This is a genomic window from Paludibaculum fermentans (assembly GCF_015277775.1).
Taxonomy (GTDB): Bacteria; Acidobacteriota; Terriglobia; order Bryobacterales; family Bryobacteraceae; genus Paludibaculum; species Paludibaculum fermentans.
Genome location: NZ_CP063849.1, coordinates 6,485,671 through 6,504,470 on the forward strand (window position 1 = coordinate 6,485,671; position 18,800 = coordinate 6,504,470).

At 63.8% G+C, this 18,800-nt stretch carries 15 protein-coding genes; 7 read left to right on the plus strand and 8 right to left on the minus strand.

Annotation, left to right across the window (positions count from 1 at the left end; all coding sequences use genetic code 11):
* Positions 1-945 (plus strand): hypothetical protein, encoded by a 945-nt coding sequence (locus IRI77_RS25575; RefSeq protein ID WP_194447831.1) that lies wholly within the window; start codon positions 1-3, stop codon positions 943-945.
* A 28-nt stretch (positions 946-973) separates the two neighbouring features.
* On the opposite strand, the gene IRI77_RS25580 is transcribed toward IRI77_RS25575, so the two are convergent.
* Together IRI77_RS25580 and IRI77_RS25585 are read right to left on the minus strand one after the other, a co-directional pair.
* The gene (locus tag IRI77_RS25580) at positions 974-1,612 is read right to left on the minus strand and encodes a hypothetical protein (protein WP_194447832.1); all 639 of its coding nucleotides are present in this window, start codon (positions 1,610-1,612) and stop codon (positions 974-976) included.
* 31 nt (positions 1,613-1,643) lie between these two features.
* A complete protein-coding gene (locus IRI77_RS25585) occupies positions 1,644-3,383 on the minus strand; it encodes an adenylate/guanylate cyclase domain-containing protein (RefSeq protein WP_194447833.1) in 1,740 nt (579 codons plus the stop codon).
* Between the two features lie 76 nt (positions 3,384-3,459).
* On the opposite strand from IRI77_RS25585, the gene IRI77_RS25590 reads away from it, so the two are divergent.
* Entirely contained in the window at positions 3,460-4,455 is a 996-nt protein-coding gene (locus IRI77_RS25590; RefSeq protein WP_194447834.1) for an alpha/beta fold hydrolase, read from the plus strand.
* On the opposite strand, the gene IRI77_RS25595 is transcribed toward IRI77_RS25590, so the two are convergent.
* Complete coding sequence (locus IRI77_RS25595; RefSeq protein WP_194447835.1) at positions 4,452-5,141, minus strand: MarC family protein; 690 nt, start codon at positions 5,139-5,141, stop codon at positions 4,452-4,454. The two genes, IRI77_RS25590 and IRI77_RS25595, sit on opposite strands and share 4 nt — an antisense overlap.
* Positions 5,142-5,172: 31 nt before the next feature.
* Complete coding sequence (gene araD / locus IRI77_RS25600) at positions 5,173-5,865, minus strand: L-ribulose-5-phosphate 4-epimerase AraD (protein WP_194447836.1); 693 nt, start codon at positions 5,863-5,865, stop codon at positions 5,173-5,175.
* A 60-nt stretch (positions 5,866-5,925) separates the two neighbouring features.
* Between araD and IRI77_RS25605 the strand changes: the two genes are divergently transcribed.
* The 4 genes from IRI77_RS25605 to IRI77_RS25620 all read left to right on the plus strand — a co-directional run bounded on the left by IRI77_RS25605 (position 5,926) and on the right by IRI77_RS25620 (position 10,312).
* Positions 5,926-7,506: a ribulokinase gene (locus IRI77_RS25605; RefSeq protein WP_194447837.1), complete on the plus strand. Its 1,581-nt coding sequence runs from the start codon at positions 5,926-5,928 to the stop codon at positions 7,504-7,506.
* 275 nt (positions 7,507-7,781) lie between these two features.
* The gene (gene msrP, locus IRI77_RS25610) at positions 7,782-8,717 is read left to right on the plus strand and encodes a protein-methionine-sulfoxide reductase catalytic subunit MsrP (protein WP_194447838.1); all 936 of its coding nucleotides are present in this window, start codon (positions 7,782-7,784) and stop codon (positions 8,715-8,717) included.
* A 5-nt stretch (positions 8,718-8,722) separates the two neighbouring features.
* Entirely contained in the window at positions 8,723-9,349 is a 627-nt protein-coding gene (locus tag IRI77_RS25615) for a protein-methionine-sulfoxide reductase heme-binding subunit MsrQ (protein WP_194447839.1), read from the plus strand.
* Positions 9,350-10,111: 762 nt separating this feature from the next.
* Positions 10,112-10,312 carry a hypothetical protein gene (locus tag IRI77_RS25620; RefSeq protein ID WP_194447840.1) on the plus strand — a complete coding sequence of 67 codons (201 nt, stop codon included), beginning with the start codon at positions 10,112-10,114 and terminating at the stop codon, positions 10,310-10,312.
* A gap of 97 nt (positions 10,313-10,409) precedes the next feature.
* Here IRI77_RS25620 and IRI77_RS25625 read toward each other — a convergent pair whose 3' ends face one another.
* The gene (locus IRI77_RS25625; RefSeq protein WP_194453790.1) at positions 10,410-11,921 is read right to left on the minus strand and encodes a sulfatase family protein; all 1,512 of its coding nucleotides are present in this window, start codon (positions 11,919-11,921) and stop codon (positions 10,410-10,412) included.
* Positions 11,922-12,065: 144 nt separating this feature from the next.
* On the opposite strand from IRI77_RS25625, the gene IRI77_RS25630 reads away from it, so the two are divergent.
* Positions 12,066-12,887, plus strand: a complete 822-nt coding sequence (locus tag IRI77_RS25630) for a DUF4159 domain-containing protein (RefSeq protein ID WP_194447841.1) — start codon at positions 12,066-12,068, stop codon at positions 12,885-12,887.
* Here IRI77_RS25630 and IRI77_RS25635 read toward each other — a convergent pair.
* The 3 genes from IRI77_RS25635 to IRI77_RS25645 all read right to left on the minus strand — a co-directional run bounded on the left by IRI77_RS25635 (position 12,884) and on the right by IRI77_RS25645 (position 18,632).
* Positions 12,884-13,936 carry a sialidase family protein gene (locus tag IRI77_RS25635; protein ID WP_194447842.1) on the minus strand — a complete coding sequence of 351 codons (1,053 nt, stop codon included), beginning with the start codon at positions 13,934-13,936 and terminating at the stop codon, positions 12,884-12,886. The two genes, IRI77_RS25630 and IRI77_RS25635, sit on opposite strands and share 4 nt — an antisense overlap.
* Positions 13,933-15,042 carry a sialidase family protein gene (locus IRI77_RS25640; RefSeq protein ID WP_194447843.1) on the minus strand — a complete coding sequence of 370 codons (1,110 nt, stop codon included), beginning with the start codon at positions 15,040-15,042 and terminating at the stop codon, positions 13,933-13,935. The genes IRI77_RS25635 and IRI77_RS25640 overlap by 4 nt, the downstream gene beginning before the upstream one ends.
* A gap of 95 nt (positions 15,043-15,137) precedes the next feature.
* Positions 15,138-18,632 (minus strand): TonB-dependent receptor, encoded by a 3,495-nt coding sequence (locus tag IRI77_RS25645; RefSeq protein WP_194447844.1) that lies wholly within the window; start codon positions 18,630-18,632, stop codon positions 15,138-15,140.
* Positions 18,633-18,800 lie beyond the last annotated feature (168 nt).

The following is an 18,800-nucleotide window of genomic DNA, read 5'->3' on the forward strand; positions in this document are numbered from 1 at the left end:
ATGTCAGCCAGCACTGCTCCAGCCACCCTCTCTCCGCGCCGCCTGGCCGCCAACCGCGACAACGCCCGCCACTCGACAGGACCTCGCACCGAAGCCGGTAAGCGCATCTCGTCGCAGAACGCCCGCAAGGCGCCGCCCTGCCCCATCGACTTCAACCTGCCCAGGCCGTTCGCCGTCGAGTGGTTCCAGGAGGCGCTCCGCCGCACCGCCGCCTGCCCGTGTGAACACGCCCGGCTCCTGCTGATCAACCGCTGCATGCTGCAGGCACACGAGATCCGCTGGCGCGCCCTCGAACGGACCCTGTTCGACACCGCCTGCGCCGAAGCCGGCGGCGACCACGAGGAAGCCGCCCGCTTCATCGCCCATCAGCCGTCCTTCGTCAAGGGGCTCAAGACCTACTACCACTGGATCGCCCGCCGCATCCTGCACGTCGAACGGCAACTCGCCGCCATCGCCGGCTCAGCCACCGCCCCCGCTACGGTCAAGGTCATGGCCGCGGGTTCTTCCTTCGAGGCCACGGCCGTCCAGCCGGATGGCTCCTTCGTCATCTCCTGGAATCGAACCCACCTCAGCGGCGCTCCGCGGCCGGTTCCACCTGTACCGCCCGTCCCCGCCGTCGGGCCTGTGCGGCCCGTAGCCCCCATTCGCGGGCGCTACCGCCTGTATCCCCACTGTCCGTCCGGCCCGCTCCACCTCTCCACTGGCCTGCGGCCTCTCGCTGCCTCCAGGCAAAGCGAAGCCGCGCCCAGCATCGTGCGGCGCGGCGAAAATCGAACCCAACTGCCTATCTTGATTCGCGAAACGGAAACGGCGGTCGTGGATCGTGCGTCCTCCCGCCCCATCGAACCCAACGCCGCGTCGAACGGCATCAGGACAACGGATGTCCCCAAGGAAAACGAAGCCGTGCCAGCCTGCCGTGGATCCCCGTCACACTCAGTTCGATAACGGACGAGATGCCGCCGGAACCCGGCTGTTAGTGGGCCTGCTGCTTGAGCAGGACGTCCTCGATCTCGACGATCTTCTTCTTCACCCAGGCCGCTTCCGGCCACTGCTTGGCGGCCTCGCGATACGATTCGCCGGCGTCGTAGAGCAGGCCGGCCTTTTCCAGGGCGGCGGCGCGGGCGACCACGGCCACGGGATCGGTGCCCGGGGCGGAGGCGAGCAGCGGTTCCAGCTCGTGGCGCTTGTCGTCAGGCAGGGCCTTGATGCGGTCCGCCAGCGTACCCTTGGGGGCGGCGGCGGCGCTGCCGCGGGTCATCATCACTCCGTAGTGCTGCTGGCTGGCGACCGAGAGCTTCTGGACTTCCGGCAGATAGCAGGCGGCCACGGTCTTGCGGCCCACCAGTTCACCAGACTTCACCTGGACCTGCGATTCCGTGAGGGCGGCTTCGCCGTTGGCCGACAGGGCGGCGGAGTACTTCTCGGGACAGAACAGGAAGGCGGCCGAGGCGGAGCCGGCCTTCAATACGTCACCGGCAAACAGGATCTCGCCCGGCTTCACGGCTGCCGCTGGAGCCTTGCCGCGCGACACCGTGGCTCCGGCGCCCATCACCAGGCCCACGGGTTGTGTTTTTCTCACCTGGGCCGGCAGCACCGGCAACAGCAGTGCCAATGATGCCCATGCCAAACGACTGCCTTGCATCTCAAACCTCCGCAACGGTGTAGATCGACTGTTCCACGCTTTTGCCCCGCACCGGAACCTGGCCCAGGCGCCGCGCCTCGACGGAGCCTTTCACTCGGTCCCATGTGGCCGCACTCATGAGAATGCGGGTTTGGAACTCCTTGTTCAAGCCCTCGAGCCGGGCGGCCAGATTGACGGTGTCACCCAGAGCCGTGTAATCCATCTTATCGCCTGAGCCCACGTTGCCGACGATGGCGTCGCCGGTGTGGATGCCGGCGCCGGTGCGGAACTCCAGCGGCTGGCCGACCATCTCCACCGCGCAACGGACGGCCCGCAGGGCGTGGTCGCCCAGGGCGGCGCCTTCCGCATCGCTGAAAATGGCCATGATTCCGTCACCGATGAACTTGTTCACCTGCCCGCCGTGGCGGACGATGCAGGCGGTCATCACGGCGAAGTACTCGTTGAGACGGGCGACCACGGTTTCCGGTTCCTGCGTATCGCACCAGGCCGTAAAGCCGCGGATGTCCGTAAACAGGATGGTGACCGCCTCGCGGCGTCCGCTGAGGGCGATTTTCCCGGAGGCGTCCAGCGCCTCGGCCACCTGTTTTCCAACGAAGACCCGCACGGCGTTGCGGAAGGTGTCGCGGCCGCGGGCCGCGAAGAAGTAGCCGTAAACCAGCGAGAGCAGGCCGGAGATGAGCAGCGGCAGCAGGATTTCCGAGGGGGCGACCAGCAGGCCGCGGCCAAACAGCAGGAAGCCGATGCTGGTGCTCAAGGCGGCCAGCAGGACCAGGTAGCCGAAGAGGGGCCAGCCGGCGACCAACAGGGTGACCAGCGCGGCGCCCAGGCTGACGGCGGCGGTGAGCGTCACCTTGACCGGCTCGCTGAGGGGCACGATGTGGCGGCCGCTCAACAGCGTCCAGACCGCGTTGGCGTGGATCTCGACACCCGCCGTGTTGGCGGGCGTGCCGGCGCGGAAGGCGTAAAACGGTGTCGCGTGCCGGTCCGTAATGAGGTCCGGGCCCAGCAGGACGGCCTTGCCGCTCACCCAATCCCGCAACTGCTGCTTGCGGCCCGCGCGGGCCGCATCGATGAAGTCGCAGAGCGAAACACGCGGGAACGTGCCCGCCGGGCCGACATAGTGGATCAGCATGTTGTGCTGGGGATAGCTGACCGGGCGGCCCAGAAAGCGCTCCGAGACGGCCAGCGACATGCTGCGGGAGCCCTCGGCTTCCGCGAGTTCAATCGAGCGGATGAAATCGTCCTCGTCGGCGCGCAGGTTCACATAGGCCATCTGGCCCATCGCCGCGGCGGCCATATTCATCGGCACCGGCCACTTCCTCTGCTGGGATAGCGTGGAAGCGGCATATCCGCACATCACCGGCATGCGGGTGGAGGTCGAAATCACGGCCTGCGCCATGCGTTCGTCGAAGCCGGCGGCCCACTGGTTGACGGGAATGGGGAAAGCGACGTCGAGACCCAGGACCTTGGCGCCGGCATCGGCTGCCGCCTCGATGGCTGCTTCGTAGTAGCCGTGCCAGAGCAGCAGGGGTTCCGGGAAGCGGTCGAGCGACTTCTGGTCGACTACGATCAGGACAATGTCCTTGGGCTGCTCGGGCTGGGCGGCGACGAAGTAGAGATCGCCGGATTTCAGGTGCAGCAGCCGGATGATGCGGGTTTCGCCCAGGGCGAAGGCGAAGACGGTCGCGGCCATCGCGATGAATAGAACCGCTGAAATCAACCGCCACTTGCCGCCCGGCACGCCACCCTTCCTTTCGACTCAAACCCAGTTTAGACGAAGTGCCCGCAGGCTCCAGCCATGGTATAAGCTCAAGCCCATGAGGTCACTTTTCCTGCTCTTCGCGGCTCCGGTCTTGTTCGCCCAGCCGGATCAGAGGTTCGCTGAACTGAAGGATCTGAAGCTGGAGGGCGGGCAGACGCTGGCGTCGTGCAAGGTGGGCTATCGGACCTACGGCAAGCTGAACGCCGCCGGCACGAACGCGATCTTATGGCCGACGTGGTTCTCGGGCAAGAGCTCCGATCTGGCCGGGTTCATCGGAGCGGGCCGGATGGTGGATCCGGGCCGGTTCTACGTGATCACGGTGGACGCGCTGGGCAATGGAGTGAGTTGCTCGCCGTCGAACGCCGGAGGCGCGTTTCCCGCCATCACCATCGGCGATATGGTGAATGCGGAGTACCGGCTGCTGACCGAGCACCTCGGGGTGAAGAGCCTGCATGCGGTGATGGGCATCTCGATGGGCGGCATGCAGACGTTTGAGTGGATGGTGGCGTATCCGTCCTTCCTGCGGCGGGCGGTGCCCATCGTCGGGTCGGCCAAACTGACCTCAGCGGACCTGCTGCTGTGGCAGGCGGAACTCTCGGCCATCGAAGCGGTGCAGAAGGCGGGTGGGGATCCGCGGACGGCCATGCCCGCCGTGCTGGCGATGCACGAGTTCGCCTTGAGCACCCCGGAGCATGTGGTCGCCAAGACCTCAGCGGCGGAGTTCCCGGCCTTGAAGAGCCGGCTCGACGAGAATGCCAGGACGGGCATGGACCCACGCGACTGGGCCGCCCAACTGCGCGCGATGATGGCCCACGACGTGTCGCGGAAGTTCGGCGGCTCGATGGAGAAGGCCGGCGCGGCCGTGCAGGCCAAGGTGCTGGAAGTAGTGGCGCTGCAGGACCACATGGTGAACCCGGCTTCGGCGCTGCGGATGGCGGAGACGGCCGGCTTCGAAGTCCTGCGCCTGGCAGGGGATTGCGGACACGGCGCGCCGGGCTGTGAAGAAGCGAAGGTGAACGCGGCGGTGGCGGAGTTCCTCGGCCGCCCTTAACGGACGGTGCCGTGGATCAGGGGGCCCGCCAGGCCTTGCAGGCCGTTCCAGGCGATCTGGACGCCGATGCAGAAGAGAATGAAGCTGGACAGCCGCATCACGACGCTCATCCCGGTCGGGCCCAGCGCGCGGCTCATCCGTTCGGCCGAGGCATAGCAGAGCCAGATCAGGATGCAGATGGAGCCGGCGCCGAAGATCGACGCCACCAGTGCTTCCAGTGACAGCAGCGAAGAGGTGTCCAGCCGCTTGGGCAGGTTGGCGCCCAGGGTGATGGCCACCGAGATGGAGCCGGGTCCGACAGTGAGCGGCAGCGTGAACGGGTAGAACGAACGGGTCAACAGATCGACATCCGTCACGCTCTGCTGGTCTTTGTTGGGCCGGTCCGGCTGGTTGAGCAACGCCCAACCGGCCGCGGCGACCACGATGCCGCCACCCAGTTGGACAGCCGGCAGGGAGATCCCGAAGAAGGCCAGCACTTGAGCGCCGATGAACAGCGATGCCATCAGCAGCGCGAAGCTGTTCATCGCGATCTTGCGGGCGAGCCGGTGCTGGACCTCGTGCGAGTGGCTCCCGGTCAGAGTAAGAAAGATGGGCGCTCCACCCAGCGGATTGACGATGGGGAACAGGGTCGCGGCTATGAAGACCGCGGCCTTGGCGACCTCGGGGGCGGAGAACTGGATGAGCATGAGCCTACATCCAGTCTATGCCGCGCGCGCCTTAGTTCTGGCCGTAAGTGGCGCCGGGCCCGTGTTTCCGCAGGAAGTGTTCGTCGTGCAGGGCTTGGCCGATGGCGGTCAGCGCGGGGTTCAGCCCGACGGTGATGGAGGCCATGCGGGCGATCTCTTCCAGCAGGACGGCGTTCATGGCGGCCTTTGACGGCGAAGCGCCCCAGGCGAAGGGGCCGTGGCTGGAGACGAGGACCCCGGGCCGGGTGAGCGGGTCGATGCCTTCAAACCGGCGGATGATCGCCTTGCCGGTGTTCAATTCGTACTTCGACTGGATCTCTTCGTCGGAGAGCGGTTCGGTGACGGGCACGGAAGCGTAGAAGTAGTCGGCGTGAGTGGTGCCGAAGCAGGGGATTTCGCGTTTGGCCTGGGCCCAGGAGACAGCGTAGGTGGAGTGGGTATGCACGACGCCCTTCACTTCCGGGAAGTGGCGGTAGATCTCGAGGTGCGTATCGACGTCGGAGGAGGGGCGGAGGGAGCCCTCGACGATCTTGCCGTCGAGGTCGGTGACAACCATGTCTTCGGGCCGCAGCTTCTCGAAGGGGACGCCGCTCGGTTTGATCGCCATGAGGCCCTCAGCGGGTGAGAAACCGCTTGCATTTCCAAAGGTATACATCACCAGTCCGCGGCGTACGATCTCCAGATTCGCTTCCAGGACTTCAACTCTGAGTGACTCGAGCAGCATGAATTCTCCTCCCTCCAGCGTATGCGATAAGATCCTCTAGACGGAAGGAGCATTCATTACATGGCCATCGTAGCCGGAGTCGATTTCGGAACCCAAAGCGTCCGCGTGTCCTTGTTTGACAGCGAACGCGGCCGGCTGGGCGCAGCCGCGGCGGAGTATCCCGTGCTGAGGAAGCGGGAGGATCCGGACTATGCGATGCAACGTCATACCGACCACATGAATGCGCTTGCAGAGGCGACCCGAAATGCGCTGGCGGCGGCGGGGGTCTCAGGTGACAAAGTGGGCGCTATCGCGTTGGATACCACGGGCTCCACCGTGATCCCGCTGGGTGAGGGCTTGCAGCCCTTGGACGACTACTATTTGTGGTGCGATCACCGTGCCAAGGACGAGGCCGCGGAGATCACCCGGCATGCCCGCGAATCCAGCCTGGAGGCGTTGAACTGGTGCGGCGGCGTCTACTCGTCCGAGTGGGGTTTCTCGAAGCTGCTGCACTGGCTGCGGCACAATCCGGAGAAGCGCGGCGCCATGGTGACGGCCATGGAACACTGCGATCTGGTGGCCGCCGACCTGTGCGGGATCACTGATCCGGCAGAAGCGCCCCGCAGTATCTGCGCCATGGGCCACAAGTGGATGTGGAACGCCTCGCTGGGCGGACTGCCGCCGGAAGAGTTCCTGACCGGGGTGGATCCGCTGCTGGCCGGCGTGCGGGCGAAGCTGAATGGCCGGTATGAGACTTCCGAGGTTCTGGCCGGATACCTCTCGGCGCCTTGGGCTGAGCGTTTGGGCCTGGCCGCCGGCATCCCGGTGCCGGTGGGCGCCTTCGACGCGCATTGGGACGCGATCGGCGCGGGCATTCGCGAAGGCGATGTGGTGAACGTGGTGGGCACCTCCACCTGCATGATGGCCATCGCCAGGGAAGTGGGCCTGATTCCGGGTGTATGCGGCGTGGTGAAGGGGTCGATTCATCCGGACTACTACGGCATCGAGGCCGGCCTTTCGGCGGTGGGCGACATCTTCGAGGCGATCGCGCGGCGCGCCGGAGCTACCGTAGCGGAGCTTTCACAAGGACTGGAGTCGTACAAGGCCGGCTCGACCGGCCTGTTGCGAATGACCTGGGACAACGGCGACCGGACCGTGCTGGTGAATCCTGAACTGGGCGGCGTGACGCTCGGCTGGACCTTGGGCACGACGGCTGCCGATGAACTCTTTGCCGCGATTGAGGGCACGGCGTTCCACACGCGGATCATTCTCGAGCGCATGGCGGGCCATGGGGTCACCATTCACCGCGTGATCAACGGCGGCGGCATCCCGCAGAAGAACGCCGCGCTGAACAGGGTTTACGCGAACGTATTCAATAAGCCGGTGCTGGTGCCCGCGCAGGAAGTGACCAGCCTTGGGTCGGCTATCTTCGCCTTCATGGCGGCAGGCACCTTTGCGACGATCGATGAAGCGCAGGCGGCCTTGTGCCCGACTTACCACGTGATTGAGCCGGATCCGGCGGAAGCGGCCGTTTACGAGCAGCTCTTCCAGTGCTACCAAAAGATCTACTTCGCACTCGGCCAGCCGGGATCGGCGGCGGTGCCGATTGGTGAAGTGTTGCCGACCTTACGCAAGTTGCGTGGTAAGTCAGCGGGCGCCTAGACTGGATTACTCCCATTGGCGTGCCGGAACCACCGGCACGCCCCCAATTTTCAACTCCTGCTGAAAACGCACGGCATTCGCCATCCTTCCACGATTCCATCCCTCCGGGAATAAACGGAACCCGGAATGGGATGTTCCGGGCAGTGGCTCATCCACAGAGTGAATCGCAGGCTCGACGCGGCCCTTGGCTGCGGGTCCGGTTGCTTCATTAATCACGGCGCGCGCTGGAACCACGGCCACCGTAACTGCATCAGAAACATGGAAGAGGGGTCGAGATGATCATCAAGTCCAGACAATCGAGCGATCTTCGCTACTCGCAGGTGACGCCGAAGGGGGAGTACCTGAACCGCCGCCGTTTCCTTTCGGCCGGTTCGCTGGCACTGGGTGCGCTGACGCTGCCGGCCCAGCCGGCCCAGGCGGGCACTAAGCTCGAGGGCGTGGTCAAGAGCAGCTACACGGTCAGCGACAAGGCTACGCCGTACAAGGATGTGACCACCTACAACAACTTCTACGAGTTCGGGGTGGACAAGGAAGACCCGGCGGTGAACGCCAAAAACTTCCGCACCTCGCCCTGGACGATCTCAGTGGAAGGGGATGTGGCCAAGCCCAGGAAGTTTGATATCAGCGAGATCCTCAAGATCGCTCCGCTGGAGGAGCGCATCTACCGGCACCGCTGCGTCGAGGCGTGGTCGATGGTGGTGCCGTGGATCGGCATCCCGCTCAACGCCCTACTCAAGCTGGTAGAGCCCACGGCCAAGGCGAAGTATGTCGCCTTCCAAAGCCTGTACGACCCCCGCCAGATGCCCAAGGCCGGCGCGCTCGACTTCCCTTACATGGAGGGGCTGCGCCTGGATGAGGCCATGCACCCGCTCACCATGCTCACCGTGGGCCTCTACGGAGAGGTGCTGCCCAACCAGAACGGTGCGCCGCTCCGCCTGACGGTGCCGTGGAAGTACGGCTTCAAGGGGATCAAGTCGATCAACCGCATCCGGCTGGTGGGCAGCCAGCCTTCCACGAGTTGGAACACGATGGCCGCCCGGGAGTACGGGTTCTATTCGAACGTGAATCCGAACGTGGATCACCCCCGCTGGTCGCAGGCCAAGGAACGCCGCATCGGAGAGTTCTTCAAGCGCGACACGCTGATGTTCAACGGCTATGGCGATCAGGTGGCCGGGCTGTATTCCGGCCTGGATCTGAAGAAGAACTACTAGTCCCCATGAAGCGCATTCTCTCCAGCCGCTGGGTAAAGCCAGTGGTGTTCCTAGCGGCCCTCGCTCCGCTACTGCTGCTCGTCTGGCAGTTCTTCCATGACGGACTGGGTGCGAATCCGCTGCAGTTCATTACGCACGCCACAGGCGACTGGACGCTGCGTTTCCTGGTCTTTACCCTGGCGGTCACTCCGCTGCGCAAGCTGCTCAACCTGCCGGATCTCATTCGTTTCCGGCGCATGCTGGGGCTCTATGCGTTCTTCTACGGCTGCCTGCACCTGATGACCTATCTGTGGTTCGACAAGTTCTTCGATTGGGCGGACATCGTGAAGGACATCGCGAAGCGGCCCTACATCACGATCGGGACCCTCGGTTTGGTGCTGATGATCCCGCTGGCGATCACCTCCACCGTGGGTTGGATCCGCCGGATGGGCGGCAAGCGCTGGCAGATGCTGCACCGGCTTACCTATGTGAGCATCGTGGCCGGGGTGATCCACTACTACTGGCTGGTGAAACTGGATGTGAGCCGGCCGTTGTTCTACGGCGGGCTGACCGCCATTCTGCTGCTCTACCGTGTGGCCGTCTGGTTCATGAAATCGCGTGCGCGGCGGGTGCCGGCTCCGGTCGCGGCCTGAGTCCTCAATCCCCGGCTGGCCGGCGGCATTAGGAAATTTTTACCAGCCGTGTCGTGTTGGGGGCGTCCCGTGAGGCCACGGCCTGCCGTAAATCATTCATTTTAAAAAACTCCGCCTCTGGCACACGACGTGCACTCTGCTGAAGAGTGTCATACATAGTCACACGCGGAGTAGACGCGTGACAGCTCCAATTATGGGAGAACCGTCCAGCGTCAACCAGTCAGGAAAGGCCCTAGCCTGCCCACGCTGCGGCTGGAACAGCGTACGCGCATCCATGCAGCAAGGCGCCGGGGATACTTTCCTCGCTCTCCTCTGTCTTGAGCCCAAACGGTGTGGAAAGTGCCTGCACAGGTTCTTTCGCTTCAACCGGTACGCTAAATACGTGCTGCCGCTGATGATCTGTTTCGTCCTCGGAGGCCTGCAACTGAGGCGTGAGATCCGTCAGTACCGGATCGACCAGGCCCGGGCGAACGCAGTCCAAACCATGGCCATGCCGGGTGGTTCGTCAGGCAACTCCCCGTCGACCGTGCCGGCCAAGCGGGACTCGAGGCCGGGGCGTTAACCCGGATTTGGGCGGCGGACGCGCATCCGCTGTTCCCTCGATCTTCCCCCTAATGTGGGGACTCAGCCTAAGAGGTAAATATTTCCGACCTAGGGACCAGTTCGCACATATCTACCGGTACCTTAGTACCTATAGAGAGGCTATCTCCCTAGTTTTCAGTGGAGGCGACTTTGGCCGATGAACTGCTTATAATCTCAGCGATGCCTATCACAAACGCGTTCTCCACGGATGTGAAATCGCGCCGCAGTGTTGCCGTAAAGGACACCGCTAGGCCGCTCTCCACGAAACAGCGCCCTCACCGGTGCAGCAGCGCGGAGCGGCTCGCCGACAAGCTCCTGCAGAGCCCGAAGTTCCTGACTGATCTGCGGATTGTGATGCAGCGCCTGGAAGCGGGCGAGTAGCCCGCACGCGAGAACTCTAGTCCGATCTCTCTCCTCCCTACCGGGCGGTTCGTCGACCTTACCAGGAAATCGAACCGTCCGGCCTCCCTTTCCCGGCTCAGGCCCTTGAGCGACCCGCCTTCTTCAACTTCTCCAGCGTCTCCAGCATCTGCTTCACCCTGTCCGCAAACTGTGTGGCCAGGTTGTGCTGCTCGCCCGGATCTTCCGAAAGATGGAACAACTGAGGATTAGGGTCGTTCCCCAGCTCAATGTGTGTTTCGTTGGTCTTCGGGCCGGGTCTTGCCTCAATCACCTTCCAGTCGCCCACGATCAAAGACAGCGCGCCGGCGTGCTCCACCAGCGAGTCCCGCCCCTTCTTTGTCTGACCTAACAGCACGGGCAGCATATCCAGGCTATCCGGAGCGGCTTCGGCGGGCAGGCTTTGCCCTGTCAGGTTCGCGAATGAATTCAGCAGATCCACCTGGCAGAACATCGCATCCGAGACCATGGGCTTCACATGGCCTGGCCAGCGCAGCAGGAACGGTACGCGGGTGCCGCCGTCATAGGAACTGTACTTCCCTCCCCGCCAGGGGCCGGCCGGCTTGTGCCCGCCCAGTTTCTCCACCGCCTGGTCCTGGTAGCCATCGTCCACCACCGGCCCGTTGTCGCTGGTGAAGATGATCATCGTGTTGTCGGTCAGCTTGTTCCGGTCGAGGGCGTCCATCACCTGCCCGACCGTCCAATCGAGCTCCGCGATCACGTCGCCGCGCGGCCCCATGGGCGTCTTCCCCACAAAGCGTTTGTTCGGCATTCTCGGCACGTGGATGTCGTGCGTCGCGAAGTAGAGGAAGAACGGATTCGCCTTGTATTTCTCGATGAATGATACGGCCTTGCCAGTGATGGTGTCGGCAATGTCCTCGTCCACCCAGCGCGCCGACTTGCCGCCGCTCATGTACCCGATGCGGCTGACTCCGTTCACGATCGTCATGTCGTGGCCGTGGCTGGGGTGCATCTTCAGCAGTTCCGGATGCGCCTTGCCCGTGGGTTCATTGCCCACCAGCTTCTCGTAGTTCACGACGATCGGGTCTTTCGGGTCCAGGCCGACTACCCGGTGATTCTCGACGTACACGCACGGCACACGGTCGCCCGTGGCCGGCAGCAGGAAGGAATAGTCGAAGCCCACCTCGAGCGGTCCCGGCTTGATCTCGCCGTTCCAATCCACATTGCCTTTGCCCAGTCCCAGGTGCCACTTGCCGACAGCCCCGGTTGCGTACCCGCTCTTTTTGAGCATCGCGGGCAGCGTGTAGCGGCCCGGCTCGATGATCAGGGAGGCGTCGCCGGGCAGGATGCCCGTTCCTTTGCGCCGCCAGGCGTATTCCCCGGTGAGCAGCGCATAGCGGGAGGGCGTGCAGGTGGCGGAGGGGGAATGCGCGTTGGTGAAGCGCACTCCGCTGCCGGCCAGGCGGTCGAGATTGGGCGTCTTCACCCGGGTCGCCCCGTAGCAGCTCAGGTCGCCATAGCCGCAATCGTCCGCATAGATATAGACGATGTTCGGTCTTTGCGCCGCCGCCTTCGCCCGCGCCTGCGAAAGCAGCGGCAGGGCGGAATAGAGGAACTGGGAACGCGTCATCTGCATGGGGTCACCTCTCGAACCCTTCCAAAAGATCGCATTTCGATGCGGCCCGTCAAGCGCGGCGCGTCTAGAATATAGTCAAACCACACAGGCGGTTCGCGCCGTCAGAGGAGTGGAGTGGTTCCGAAGAGAGGCGGATTCATGCGGGCAGGCTGGGTCACCGCTGCAGTGTTGCTTTGCGCCGCCGCCGGCTTGGCGCAGCGCTTCTTCCAGTTCTCACACAGGGAACAAGGCCCGCGTCCGGTGTTCGAGACGAAGACCGAGTTCCACTTCGTCCGGCTCGAGTACACCGATCTGCCCCAATACCACCGGCGCTTCGGCTACTCCTCCCGCAGCGGCAGCGGCAACGGCTGGTGGATGATGGACTGGCCCGACGCCGATGAACATTTCACGCAGGGCATCCAGCGCCTCACCCGCATCCACACTGGCGATCCGCACCACTTCAGCCTCACCGACAAGCAGCTCTACGACCACCCGTGGATCTACGCCACGCAGGTGGGCTGGTGGGCACTCTCCGACACGGAAACCGCCAACCTGCGCGAGTACCTGCTGCGCGGCGGCTTCCTGGTGGTCGACGACTTCTGGGGCGACGAGCAGTATGAGACGTTCCGCCGCACCATGGCACGCGTCCTGCCTGGCGAGCCCATCGCCGATATCGAAGAGACCGACTCCGTGATGCATGTCCTCTACGACATCCGCGAGAAAGACCGCACCATCATCCCCGGCACGCGCCATCTGCGCCCGGGTCCTAACGGCACCGCCAGCGCCCAATACCCGCCCGGCGCCGTGCCTGCCTGGCGTGCCATGACCGATGGGAAGAAGCGCATGGTGGTCGCGGTCAACTTCAATACGGACGTGGGCGACGCCTGGGAGTACGCCGATGCGCCGGAATACCCCGAAGCCATGACCACGCTCGCTTACCGCTACGGCATCAACTACATCGTTTATGCGATGACGCACTAACGGCCGGCCTGGATCCACCCTTCGTCCAGCACCGCGTGCACGATCACCGTGCGGCCCTTCGTCGTGTACACCAGGTGGATCTTGCCGTCCTTGGTCTGGATGGCCACCGGATATGCGAAGCCGTCCTTGCCCGTGCCCACGTCACGCTTCCACGGCCAGGTCTTGTCCTTGTCGGCCGACAGCGCCACCGTCAGCGGCGTCCGGTCTTCCATCGAATTGTTGTAGACGAGGAACAGCTTTCCGCTCTGCAGCTTGATGAAGTCCACGGCCGCATTCGGATTGGGGAACTGCGAGTCCTGCCCTTCCGTCCAGGTCTTGCCTCCATCCTGAGACTCGGCCCGGATCACATAGCCGTCCTTCACCGGCCCGTAGCCGCCGCCGCGCCGGCAGTAGGCGATCAGGTGGCCGGGCGCGATCTCCGCCGCCGCCGGCTGGATGTTGCCTTTCTTTGACCGCACCTGGCCGCTCTCGATCCACTGCCGCTTCTTGACGTCCCAACGCAGGAACCACGAGGTCGAATCCGGCCCCACGTTCTCGGTATCGCGGCCGGTCTCGTGATAGGCCGGCAGCAGATACTCGCCCGACGCCAGGACGATGGGCCGGCCGCGCACCATCATGCCTTCGCGCTCCGACACCACGAAGCTCTCCGACCACGTCTTCGCCTGGTCGTGCGACACCTTGGCCTGGATCCGCGACGTCGACCATGTCTCGCCCCAGCGCACCACGTAGAACAGCCACACCACGCCATCGGGCGCCTGCCAAATCACCCCATTGCCCACCGAGCGGAACGGGTCAGAGGCAATCAACTGCGGAGCCGACCACTTCCTCGTGGCCTGCTCGAAGCGCGACCCGAAGACGCCCGTCTTCACCGCATACTCATCCGCCCCGCCGTAGTAGACGAGGTAGAGATCGCCGTTCGACAGCTCCGTGATGGACGCGGGGTGTTTGTAGGGCCCGGTCTTCACCTCGGGGCCGAAGACGCGCTCCGTCACGAGTTCGCCGGACCACCCCAGCGCCAGGAAAAGAAAGAAAGCTGCAATGAGTCTCATAGGCCCTTATCCGCACTCCAGATGGTTGCCGCGATCACGCGCTCAGTCTGCGCCTGCTCGGGGAAGTAGTACACCGTCACCAGCTTTCCGTCCGGCCGCTGGACCGTCCGTGTGTAGCCCAGGTCCCAGGCCGCGCCATCCTGCCGCAGGATGATGTCCTTGCTCCAGGTCATGCCGTCGTCGTCGCTGAGCACCGCGCGGATGCCGTAGGGCTCACCGCGATACCCGTAGGTCAGGCAGAGCCGCCCGTCCTTCAGCCGCAGCATCGACGGCGGATTCCCGCTGAACCCGCCCGTGAACTGCACCGGCCGCGTTACCAGGGTCCAGTTCTTGCCAAGATCGTCCGACGCCCACAGCTCGATCCAATCCGTCTTGTCGTCTTTCTTGACGCGCACCGACGTCAATAGCCGTCCGCCGGGCAACCGCACCGTCGAAGGCATGATGGAGAACAACGGCGGTTCCGGACCGATCCAGCCCTGGACGTTCCAGGTCACGCCGCCATCCTGGGTGCGGATGCAGAGCGGCCGCCCCTCGCGCCCGTTCTCCTTCGCCGCGGTGACGAACGCCAGCGCGTCCCGGCGGCCCAGCACCACGTAATCTGTGCGCGCCGCGATCCCCTTGCGCCCGAACATGGGCAACTCAAACGGACCTGCCCAATCCTTGCCCCGATTCTCCGTATGCCACAGCCGCGACGGCCCGGTATGCACGCCGCTGAACCGCAGCGTCATCGCAAAGCCAGGAGCGGTGAAATCCATCGGCTGGGTCAAGGGCACCGCGGCGCCGCCGCCCTGCTCCGGCGGCAGCAGGCTCTTCGGAGCCTCGATCGCCCACGTCTCGCCGCCATCCAGGCTGCGGGCCAGGCGCGGCTCTTCCGGCTTGCTGCTGTCGTACTGATGGCGGTCCATCGGCATCTTCTTGAAGTAGGCCGCGCTGAAGCCCACCAGGATCTCCTGGCCCCAGCTCCAGATGCCGTGATTCGCGGGCCAGCCGCCAAAGCGGCCGCCCTCCCGGTAAACCACCTTATGCCGCGGAGCCTGAACTGGAGCCGCCCACAACGTGCTGCCCATTCCGGCGAGTACGGTTCGACGTGTCAATCGCAAAGCCATGGACCTCCACTCTATATAAAAAAATGCCCCCGGACACGAGGTACGGGGGCATGGAGAAGCGATCTGCAAACAGACTTCTGTGAGATCCGCCCCGGCTAGAAGATGATCTTCATCACCAGGGAGATGATCCTCGTTTCGTTGTTCATGTCAGCCTTCAGCTGGCCGAAGCGCGAGTTGGTGACGTCCACCGACTGCGGCTGTCCGAACCAGGGGTGATTGAAGGCGTTGTAGGCGTCGGCACGGATCTGCCACTTCACGCGTTCCTTGATGAGGAACTGCTTGTACACCGAGATCTCGGCCGACTTCACACCCTGTGCCCGCACGTCGGAGAACCGCGTGGGGAAGTCGCGGACGGTGTAGGCCGCCTGCGCCTTCTTCGGGAACAGGGTCACATCGAACCACTTGTCGTAGGACGGATCCCAGTAGCTGCGGCCGTTGGCCTTTGCCAGTTCGGTGCGCTGATCGTTCGTCAGCTTCGCGCTGCGAGGCGCGATGTTGGCGGCGTTCGGGAAGTCCATGATGAAGCCGGACTGCAGCGCGTATTGCGCGCTGAGGTTCCAGCCGCCCACGATGCCGTTCACCAGGGCATTCGAGTGGCCCAGCACCGGCTTGCCCTTGCCGAACGGAAGTTCATAGATCGCCTGGATCGTGAACTTGTGGGGGATGTCGTACTGCACCAGACGCTTCTCCAGCTTGGTGGAGAGCAGGTCGTTGGTGTTGGTATCGGTCTGGTCGAGGACACTCACCTGCTCCAGGGTCTTTGACCAGGTGTAGGCCGCCTGCATCATGAAGCCCTTGGAGAAGCGGCGCGTGAGGCGCGATTGCAGCGAGTGGTAGTTCTGCTTCCCGATCGGTACGTCCGTGATGGTCACCTGCGAGAACTGCGGGAAGGCGTACAGCAACTGGGCGCGGGGAATGGTGGCGCCGTTCAACCCCGAGTTCGGCAGCAGGCCGGCCATCGGGTTGTCCACCTTGGCGGTGAAATAGGCCGTCCGCTGATCCACGGGAATCTTCGCCAGTTCGCTGGCCGGGATGAAGTTCTGGTTCAGGTTGACGGGCAAGCGGTTGGTCAGGTTGCCGACATAGGAGATGTCGGTCACCATGTTGAACGGCAGTTCGCGCTGGAAGCCGATGCTGAACTGGTGCGAGTAAGGCAGAGGCCGGTTGGTGTACTGTCCGGTGACCGACTGCCCCAGGTTAGTGGCCAGGCCCTGCGAGTTGCCGATGGGCTGCAGCAGGCCGCCCGCGTAGATCGAGGTGGGGTACGGATCGTTCAAGCTCACGGCCGGCGTGATATTGCCGTCGAGCGAGGTGACGAGAGGAGTCGGCCGGCTGAAGCCCGTGGTCTGGCCCAGCGCCGATTGTCCCAGCATGCTCAAGCCGTAGCCGCCGCGGATGACCCACTTCGGCATCACGTTCCAGGCAAAGCCGACGCGCGGCTGGAAGTTGGCGCGCTTCGGCTGGAAGGCCTGGGCGCTGACACCGTTCACGCCCGCATAGACCAGGCCGCCTTTCAGGGTCAGGCCCTGCACCTTGCTCGCAATGGGGCTGACCGCTGACGTGTCGAACGTCCGGATCATGCGGTTGTACCGCTCCTGCACCGGCGCTTCGTAGTCCCAGCGGAGTCCGATGTTCACGGTCAGTTTGGACGTCAGTTTGAAGTCGTCCTGGATGAACATGCCGTAGTAGTGGCTGCGATAGGCGACGTCGATGTTGCGATCGACATAGCCGCCCGTGCCGCTGGGGTAGCCCAGCAGGAACGTCGCGAAGTCGTTGCCGGACAGATCGTCCGCCTGCGTCGGGTTCTGCTGGGTCCAGTTCGGCTGGAAGTCATACCGGCCGCTGGCCAGGCCCGGCTGCACCTGATTGCGGTTATACCGCCGCAGGTCGCCGCCGAACTTGATGATGTGACGGCCGCGTACCCAGTTCACCGTGGGCGTGATGCTCCAGGTGTCGTGGACTTCATAGCTCTTCACGGTGTTGGCGCCGATTTCGGTGGAGTTGCTGAAGTTGAAGCGCGGGAACTGAATGGTGGTGAACTGGCTCACCAGCGCATCGGAGAAGCCCAGCTTGCGCGGATCGAAGTTCTCCGCGTAGGTGTTGCCGCCGAAGCCTTCATAGCGGGCCAGGCCGCCGCGCAGGCTCAGCACCATCGAAGGGCTGAGGGTGTAGGTCCAGTCGGCGCCCCAGTTGCGGGACACGCGGGTGGACGGCCACTCGCCGCTCGGCTCGGCCGCGTTGGTACCCCACACTCGGCCGGCATGGTTGATCCACGGCGTTTCGCCGTAGCGGAAGGCCACGCTGCTCTTCTGGGTCAGTTTGAGATCCATGCGCCCCAGCCAGCTGTTGTAGCCGTTCATGTCCGGCGTGAAGCTGCTGTAGTTGTCGCTGTGCGCCAGGTCGCTGCCGGTGCTGGTGGGCAGCGGGATGTACGACGTCACGTTCTTCGAGATCGCGTTCATGCGCGAGGCCGGAATGATATTGCCCGCGAACGGCACGCGCACGCTCTTCCCGGCGGCGTCCACGGTCGTGTTGAAGGGGTCGTAGATCTTCACCAGGTCGCCGTCGCCGTTCAGCGTCTTCGAGAAGTCGCCGCCGCGCTCGGCCGCGGTCGGCACCGTCCGGATCTCGCCCGAGGTATTGTGCTCGCGCAGTCCTTCCAGCGAGAGCATGAAGAACGCCTTGTTGCGCCCGTCGAATACCTTCGGCAGGATCACCGGACCGTCGACCTCAAAGCCATAGGTGTTGTTGCGCATCGGCGACCGGCCTTCGCCCTGGGCATTTGCAATCCAATCGGCCGAGTTGAGTTTGTCGTTCTTGAAGAACTCAAACAACTGGCCGTGGAGGTCGTTGGTGCCGGACTTGGTGGTGATCAGCGTGACGCCGCCGCCCACGCGGCCAAACTGCGCGTCGTAGGAGTTGGTCTGCACGGTGACTTCCTGGGTGCCGTTCAGCGCCGGCGCATAGGCTACGCCACGGTCCAGGCGGGTATTCGACACGCCGTCGATCAGCGTCTCGTTTTCGCCGCTGCGGCCGCCGCCGATGGATACGCCATTGATATTGCCGAAGGCGTAGAGCTCCATCGAGCCCCAATAGCGGCTGTTCTTGATGACGCCGGGCAGGGTGTACTGAAACTGGTACAGGTTGCGGCCCGCCGTCGGGATGTCTTCAATGGCCTTGGTTTCGATCGTTGCCGACCGGGTGGAGGTTTCCGTCTGCAGCAGGCTGAGGTCGCCTGTCACGGTGACGGAGTCGCTGGTCTGGCCGATCTCCATGCGGAGATCCAGGGCCGGGTGATCGGCGGCCGCCAGGTTGATGTCCGACTTCAACATCTTCTTGAACCCGGTTTTGTCGGCCGACAATTGATATTTGCCGGGCAGAAGGAACTGAATGAGATAGAACCCTGACTCGTTGGATACTGCTTCGGTCGTGGTGCCACGTTCGACGCTGGTGACTCGAATCTGGACGCCAGGGACGATGGCGCCAGTGGGATCGGTCACAATGCCAGACAGAGACGCGCGCACATCCTGGGCCACCAGGCCCAATCCGGATGCGCTCAACAATATACACAGGGAGAGAAGTCGCTTCACAAGACCTCCGGAAGCATGATGGGTGGTTCTTTACGCTACGCAGGAAAATATTCGACCTACGTATCAAAATTCTGTATTGAAGTATAGAACCCGAGCTAAATTTGTGTCAAATGACTTTTGTGTATCATTTTCCGGTATTCGCTTACATGAAGTGCAAATAATCGGAAA

Excerpts from the sequence above, each read along its gene's own strand:
- IRI77_RS25575 (WP_194447831.1), top strand. The coding sequence starts at position 1 with ATGTCAGCCAGCACTGCTCCAGCCACCCTCTCTCCGCGCCGCCTGGCC.
- IRI77_RS25590 (WP_194447834.1), top strand. The coding sequence starts at position 3,460 with ATGAGGTCACTTTTCCTGCTCTTCGCGGCTCCGGTCTTGTTCGCCCAG.
- IRI77_RS25595 (WP_194447835.1), bottom strand. The coding sequence starts at position 5,141 with ATGCTCATCCAGTTCTCCGCCCCCGAGGTCGCCAAGGCCGCGGTCTTC.
- araD (WP_194447836.1), bottom strand. The coding sequence starts at position 5,865 with ATGCTGCTCGAGTCACTCAGAGTTGAAGTCCTGGAAGCGAATCTGGAG.
- IRI77_RS25605 (WP_194447837.1), top strand. The coding sequence starts at position 5,926 with ATGGCCATCGTAGCCGGAGTCGATTTCGGAACCCAAAGCGTCCGCGTG.
- msrP (WP_194447838.1), top strand. The coding sequence starts at position 7,782 with ATGATCATCAAGTCCAGACAATCGAGCGATCTTCGCTACTCGCAGGTG.
- IRI77_RS25615 (WP_194447839.1), top strand. The coding sequence starts at position 8,723 with ATGAAGCGCATTCTCTCCAGCCGCTGGGTAAAGCCAGTGGTGTTCCTA.
- IRI77_RS25620 (WP_194447840.1), top strand. The coding sequence starts at position 10,112 with ATGCCTATCACAAACGCGTTCTCCACGGATGTGAAATCGCGCCGCAGT.
- IRI77_RS25625 (WP_194453790.1), bottom strand. The coding sequence starts at position 11,921 with ATGACGCGTTCCCAGTTCCTCTATTCCGCCCTGCCGCTGCTTTCGCAG.
- IRI77_RS25630 (WP_194447841.1), top strand. The coding sequence starts at position 12,066 with ATGCGGGCAGGCTGGGTCACCGCTGCAGTGTTGCTTTGCGCCGCCGCC.
- IRI77_RS25635 (WP_194447842.1), bottom strand. The coding sequence starts at position 13,936 with ATGAGACTCATTGCAGCTTTCTTTCTTTTCCTGGCGCTGGGGTGGTCC.
- IRI77_RS25640 (WP_194447843.1), bottom strand. The coding sequence starts at position 15,042 with ATGGCTTTGCGATTGACACGTCGAACCGTACTCGCCGGAATGGGCAGC.